This window comes from Thiolapillus sp., from assembly GCF_048562965.1.
In the GTDB taxonomy this organism is placed as follows: Bacteria; Pseudomonadota; Gammaproteobacteria; order Chromatiales; family Chromatiaceae; genus Thiolapillus; species Thiolapillus brandeum_A.
Map to the genome: position 1 here is coordinate 1 of NZ_JBHNMF010000104.1, position 6,371 is coordinate 6,371.

Sequence of the window (6,371 nt, forward strand, 5' to 3'; positions counted from 1 at the left end):
TATTTGTATTCGTGATTGGATATAACCTCGCTCGACCTGAAGCAATGGAAAGAGGGGTATATACCCGCACGATGAAGAGACTGCTTATATTCGCAGTGATCGCCGCTGTGCCATATGTCAGCCTTGGCGGATTATGGGAGGGATGGTGGCCACTGAATATCTTATTCACGTTGCTTACAGCGACATGCGCCCTCTATTTGATCGAGTTGGGCACAGTACCGGCGCTTGTTGCAAGCGGTGTGGTAATCAGCATCGGCGGCGGTTTGGTCGAGTTCTGGTGGCCTGCGGTCATAGGCGCAATCGCGGTCTGGGCATATATCAAGAAGCCCTCGGTAATTGCGGCACTTATGGCACTGACCGCATGCGGATCACTCGTGCTGATCAACAAAAACGGGTGGGCACTGGGTGCGATTCCAGTTATAGCAGCGGCCTCGGTGGTGAAAATCCCCGTGCCTCGGGCTCGCTGGCTGTTCTACACATACTATCCATTGCATCTCGCAGTCATCTGGCTCATTAGAATACCCATGGCCCGTGCCGGTTATCTCTTTTTATAAAGATGGCAACCTATATTGCACAACTGATCGGTCCGGAAGGCATTCGACAAACCCTCGAATTCGAGGCCGCGAACGACTCAGCAGCAGCGCAGGCGGCAAATGATGGACTGGATCCACTGAACGGTCTCTGGGCATCGGTGCAGCGAAAACCGGACCCTCAACAGGATCTGGCCTTCGAGTACCCGGACATGAGATGATGCGTTCCCTGCCTACTCAACAAGCATGGGCCGCGGATTTTGCGGAAATCCGGGGCCAGCGGCCGGAATCCCGCTCGCTGGTCAGGCGCGATCAGGAACTGGGACAGGTTAACCGCGTCTGGCTGAACTCACCCAAAGATGTCCTGCCTGGGGAACAAAAGAGGGACAGATCTGTATGATTAAATTGGACAACGTTGTTGACAAACGCCGAAACTCTGCTGTGGTTTCACCTGTCGATTTCTCATGCTCCGGACGTGGCGGCAGTAAACCAAGGGTCGCTGGGTCTGAATGTTGGCCAGCTGTTGCCTGTGGGGAGCCGGCAATGCCATGAAGGCGTTGGCCCATGTAAAGCAGATGGAAGGGGGTGGATATACCGAACATCTTCTGGATAAACATCTTCTGAAGGTAGGAGATGGCGCGAAGCAGTTCGCTGCGATTGTTGGTAGCGGGAAATGGGCGGAGCTGGCAGGGCGGTGGCATGATCTTGGAAAATACTCCAGGGAGTTCCAAGGGTACATTCGCACAGCCAGTGGTTATGATCGTCAACAGGCACATGTGGAAGCTCTGCCTGGCCGGGTTGATCACTCCACCGCTGGCGCCATCCATGCCGTCAACACTCTGGGTCTGCCTGGCCGCGTCCTTGCTTACCTGATCGCCGGACATCACGCTGGTCTTCCGGATTGGGAGAAACTGGAAGAAGGCACCGGTGGTAGTCTGCGTGAGCGTCTGGAACGTAAAGACCTGCTGGAGAATGCGCTGGCGGCGGATATTTCCGATGCACTGCTCCATGCTGATACACCTTCATTGCAGATCCCGGGTGGACGTGGTGGCTTTGCACTTTGGGTGCGCATCCTGTTCTCTTGCCTGGTCGATGCCGATTTCCTGGACACCGAGGCCTTCATGGACGGTGAAAGGATGCGGCAGCGGGGCAGCTATACATCACTGGAGGCGTTGCGCCCCCGGCTCGAGCGGCATTTGGATGCGCTCACGCAAGTCGCGCCGGATACGCCTGTCAACCGGCTGCGTGCCGATATCCTGCGTCAGTGCCGGGGCAGCGCTGCAAAAGATCCTGGCTTTTTTTCGCTGACGGTACCCACCGGCGGCGGTAAGACACTCTCCGGCATGGCCTTTGCCATGGATCACGCCCTCATTCATGGCAAGCGGCGGATCATCCACGTCATCCCTTATACCAGTATCATTGAACAGACTGCCAATATCTTCCGCAAAATCTTCGATGAGGCCGTGATTGAGCACCACAGCAGCCTGGATCCGGATCAGGAAACTGCCCGCTCGCGGCTGGCGGTCGAGAACTGGGATGCGCCTGTGATTGTCACCACCAGCGTGCAGTTTTTCGAATCCCTGTTCGCAGCACGCACCAGCCGTTGCCGCAAGCTGCACAACCTTGTGGACAGCGTCGTGGTGCTGGATGAGGTGCAGCTGCTGCCACCGGCTTTCCTGCAACCGATTCTGGACACGCTGAATCTGCTGGTTGAACACTACGGTGTCACGGTGGTGCTCTCCACCGCCACCCAGCCTGTGCTGGAGACACGCCGAGACAGCTTCGGCAGGAACCAACTGCGTGGGCTGGACCATGTCCACGAGATCATTGCTGACCCCGATGTCCTGTATTCGGCGCTGGAACGGGTGCGGGTACATCTGCCTGACGACCTCAATGCCGGCACCGACTGGCAGACCATAGCCAACGAGGTCACCGGGCACGACAGCGTACTGGTCATCGTCAACACCCGCCGCCAGGCCCGTGAATTGCACGCGCTGTTGCCGCCGGGAACTATCCACCTCTCCGCACTGATGTGCGGCGAGCACCGCTCCGATGTTATCGCGGGCATCAAGCAGAAGCTGAACAACGGCGAGCCTATGCGCGTGGTCAGCACCCAGCTCGTCGAGGCCGGGGTCGATCTCGATTTCCCGGTGGTCTATCGCGCCCTGGCAGGACTGGATTCCATCGCCCAGGCCGCCGGTCGCTGCAACCGCGAGGGGCGGCTGGCAAGCGGCGAGGTGGTGGTTTTCGTGCCACCGGAACCTGCGCCGCCCGGTATGATGCGGCGTGCAGCCGCCAAGACTGTTTCGGTGCTCGCGGGAAACGGTGATGATCCGCTGGCCAGGAGCAACTTCAGCACCTTCTTCCGCCTGTTCTACGATGATACCGACTTGGACGAAAAGAAAATTAGCCACCTGCTCACCCCCGGCGATAATCTGGATGTGCAGTTCCGCACCGCTGCCAAACGCTTCCGCATCATCGACGATATCGGGCAGGCCGTGCTGGTGCGCTACCATGGTAAAGAGGATGACCGTAATATCGACAAGTGGCTGAACACTCTGCGTGCCGAAGGTCCCAGCCGCTGGCTGATGCGCAAGCTGCAACGCTACAGCGTCAACGTCTCGGACTGGCACTTCCAACAACTGGTGGAAGACAGCCAGATCGAGGAGATCCACCCCGGCATTTGGGCGCAGATGGCCGGCACGACGATCTACGACCCGGTATTGGGACTGGCGCTGGAGACCGATGCACCGTCAGCTTCGGATCTGGTGGTTTGAATAAGGAGATATTGGAAAAATGAAGACCTATTGCCTGGAAGTCCGTGGTGATTTTGCCTGCTTTACCCGTCCCGAGATGAAAGTGGAGCGTGTTTCCTACGATGTCATCACCCCTTCGGCTGCACGTGCCGTGTTCGACGCCATACTCTGGAAGCCCCCCATCCGTTGGCGGGTGACGCGCATTGAAGTGCTTGCGCCCATCCGCTGGATCAACCTGCGCCGCAACGAGCTGGGTGGCGTTGTTTCAAAACGGAATGTCAGGACTGCAATGAAAAATGGCAAGGGCCATCTGGGCGTGTACATCGAGGACGACCGCCAGCAACGCGCTGGCCTGTTCCTGCGCGATGTCCGCTACCGGCTGCATGCCCATTTCGAACTGCTCAACAAAAGTGAAGGCCCGGAGAAATACGCCGAGATGTTCCAGAGACGCGCCTGCAAAGGCCAGTGCTTCAGCCGGCCCTATTTGGGCTGCAGGGAGTTCAGCGCCGACTTCCGCCTGGTCGAGCCCGGCGCCTCGGAACCAGCTCCCATCGACGAAATCCGTGATCTTGGCTGGATGCTCTACGACCTGGATTACAGAAATCCCGATTCACCTTCGCCGCGTTTCTTCCAGGCACGCATGAAAAACGGTGTTATCGAAGTACCGAGCTGGGACAGTGAGGAGGTGCGCGGATGATCCTGCAGGCACTGTACGACTACTACCAGCGCAAGCAAGATGACACTGAGGATGCGTTGCCACCCTTTGGCTTTGAGTGGAAGGAAATCCCTTTCATTATCGAGATCGACGCCGACGGGCGCCTGGTGCAGATCGAGGATACCCGCAGCGGGGAGGGCAGAAAGAAACAGGCGCGCCCTTTCCTGGTGCCACAAGGGGTCAAGAAGACATCGGGCATCGCCAGCAACCTGCTCTGGGACAATGCCGAGTATGTGCAGGCCATCCCCCGTAAGGTGAAGAAGGGTCAGAAGAAACCCGACCCGGTCCGCGTCCTGCAACAGCATGAGGCCTTCATCGAACGCATCCGCTCGCTGCCGGAACCGGCGGCCAGCGATCCGGGCATCGTCGCGGTGCTGGCGTTTCTCGAAAACTTCTCCTGTCGCGAGCTGATGCGCCTGTCTGTCTGGAAGGAGTTGCGCGGCAATCCCAATCTCAGCTTTCGTCTTGCCGGCGAGAGTGAGCTGATCTGTCAGCATCCCGTTGTGAAAGACAGCATCGAACGGTTGGCGGAAAAAGTCGCTGACAGTAAGGACAAGGGTATCTGCCTGATTACAGGTGAAGAGCGAGGCATCAGCCGCCTGCATCCCGCCATCAAGGGCGTCTGGGGCGCGCAGAGCTCCGGCGCCAATATCGTTTCGGTAAACAACAAAATCTCGGGAAAGAACAATGCAGGCCCAACGCCGGCTTTTGCTTCGTACCGAAAGCACCAGGGCTTCAACTCACCGATTGGTGAGCGTCCCGTCTTCGCCTACACCACCGCGCTCAATCACCTGCTGCGCAAGGGTTCGCCCCAGCGCCTGCAAGTCGGCGACAGCTCTACTGTGTTCTGGGCGGAAAAGCGCACAGACATGGAAACCGATGTGGTCGATATCTTTGGCGAACTAAGAAAAGATGACCCGGACCGACAAACCCGGAAGGTTACCACCCTGTTCAAATCCATCCACCACGGGCGTTATGTGGGGGGCGATGCCGATACCCGTTTCTTTATCCTGGGCCTGGCACCCAACGCCGCCCGTATTGCTGTGCGTTTCTGGCAGGTAACCACGGTGGGTGAACTGGCCATCCACATCGTCCGGCACTTCGAGGACATCCGCATTGTCCACTGGGGCAAACAGGCGGGATACCTGCCGCTATTACTCCTGCTGGCGAGCACTGCTGTGCAGGGCAAGGAGAAAAACATCCCGCCGAATCTCGCTGGCGACACCCTGCGCGCCATTCTTGAGGGCTGCTCCTATCCCCGCACCCTGCTAACTGCCTCCGTGCAGCGCTGCCGCGCCGAGCGGGAAATTACCTATCCGCGTGCCGCGTTGATCAAAGGTTGTCTCAACCGCGCCACCCGATATTCGAACCCTGACCAAAAGGAGGAACTGACCGTGTCACTGGACCCCGACAATACCAACCCCGGCTATCGCCTGGGCCGGCTCTTCGCCGTGCTGGAGAAAATCCAGGAAGAAGCCAATCCCGGCATCAACGCCACCATCCGGGATCGCTACTATGGCTCTGCATCGAGCACGCCGGTGGCGGTCTTTCCCACCCTCATCAAACTCTCCAAGCATCATTTGAGTAAGCTGGAGAACAGGGGCAGGGAGGTCAATTTTGAACGCCTGCTGGGCGAGATCATCGACGGCATCGGCGACTTCCCGCCCCATCTGTCCCTGGAAGACCAGGGCCGCTTCGCCATCGGCTACTACCACCAGCGCCAGGACTTTTTCAAAAAACGTGAACCCGAAACCGCACAAGGAGAAAATCAATGAGCCTCACAAACCGCTACGATTTCGTACTGCTGTTCGATGTGAAGGACGGCAACCCCAACGGCGATCCGGATGCCGGCAACCTGCCACGCGTCGATGCAGAGACCGGCAAAGGGCTGGTCACCGATGTCAGCCTCAAGCGCAAAGTGCGCAACTATGTTGGGTTGGTGAAGGAAGAGCAGCCGCCCTATGAAATCTACGTCAAGGAAAAAGCCATTCTGAACCAGCAGCATGAACGCGCCTATGTTGCTATCGGGGCGGAAGAACTGCTCAAAGGGGATTCGAAGAAACGCAAGGGTGGTGACAAGGTGAATGAGGCGCGCGACTGGATGTGCCAGAATTTCTACGATGTGCGCACCTTTGGCGCCGTCATGTCCACGGGCGTCAACTGCGGCCAGGTGAGAGGCCCGGTGCAGCTCACTTTTGCCCGCTCCATTGATCCCATCTTTGCTCAGGAACACTCCATCACCCGCATGGCGGTTGCCACCGAGGCCGCGGCAGAAAAGCAGGATGGTGACAACCGCACCATGGGTCGCAAGCACACCGTCCCCTATGGTCTCTATGTCGCCCATGGCTTCGTTTCAGCGCCGCTGGCCGG

6 protein-coding genes are annotated in these 6,371 nt (G+C 58.3%); all 6 read left to right on the forward strand.

Going from position 1 to position 6,371, the window contains the following annotated elements; translation table 11 throughout:
• Positions 1-554 (forward strand): TraX family protein (locus tag ACOCD2_RS07615; RefSeq protein WP_293650552.1); only part of this gene is annotated, 554 nt, incomplete at its 5' end.
• Between the two features lie 2 nt (positions 555-556).
• On the forward strand, positions 557-751 hold the full coding sequence (locus ACOCD2_RS07620; RefSeq protein ID WP_293650551.1) for a hypothetical protein: 195 nt from the start codon (positions 557-559) through the stop codon (positions 749-751).
• 288 nt (positions 752-1,039) lie between these two features.
• Positions 1,040-3,307 (forward strand): CRISPR-associated endonuclease Cas3'', encoded by a 2,268-nt coding sequence (locus ACOCD2_RS07625; protein WP_293672765.1) that lies wholly within the window; start codon positions 1,040-1,042, stop codon positions 3,305-3,307.
• A gap of 19 nt (positions 3,308-3,326) precedes the next feature.
• A complete protein-coding gene (cas5c, locus tag ACOCD2_RS07630; RefSeq protein WP_294042134.1) occupies positions 3,327-3,983 on the forward strand; it encodes a type I-C CRISPR-associated protein Cas5c in 657 nt (218 codons plus the stop codon).
• Positions 3,980-5,776: a type I-C CRISPR-associated protein Cas8c/Csd1 gene (cas8c, locus tag ACOCD2_RS07635; RefSeq protein WP_419625671.1), complete on the forward strand. Its 1,797-nt coding sequence runs from the start codon at positions 3,980-3,982 to the stop codon at positions 5,774-5,776. The genes cas5c and cas8c overlap by 4 nt, the downstream gene beginning before the upstream one ends.
• Positions 5,773-6,371: type I-C CRISPR-associated protein Cas7/Csd2 (cas7c, locus tag ACOCD2_RS07640; RefSeq protein ID WP_295438161.1), on the forward strand; the 599-nt coding region annotated here is incomplete at its 3' end. The genes cas8c and cas7c, both read left to right, overlap by 4 nt.

Excerpts from the sequence above, each read along its gene's own strand:
- cas8c (WP_419625671.1), top strand. The coding sequence starts at position 3,980 with ATGATCCTGCAGGCACTGTACGACTACTACCAGCGCAAGCAAGATGAC.
- ACOCD2_RS07625 (WP_293672765.1), top strand. The coding sequence starts at position 1,040 with ATGTTGGCCAGCTGTTGCCTGTGGGGAGCCGGCAATGCCATGAAGGCG.
- ACOCD2_RS07620 (WP_293650551.1), top strand. The coding sequence starts at position 557 with ATGGCAACCTATATTGCACAACTGATCGGTCCGGAAGGCATTCGACAA.
- cas5c (WP_294042134.1), top strand. The coding sequence starts at position 3,327 with ATGAAGACCTATTGCCTGGAAGTCCGTGGTGATTTTGCCTGCTTTACC.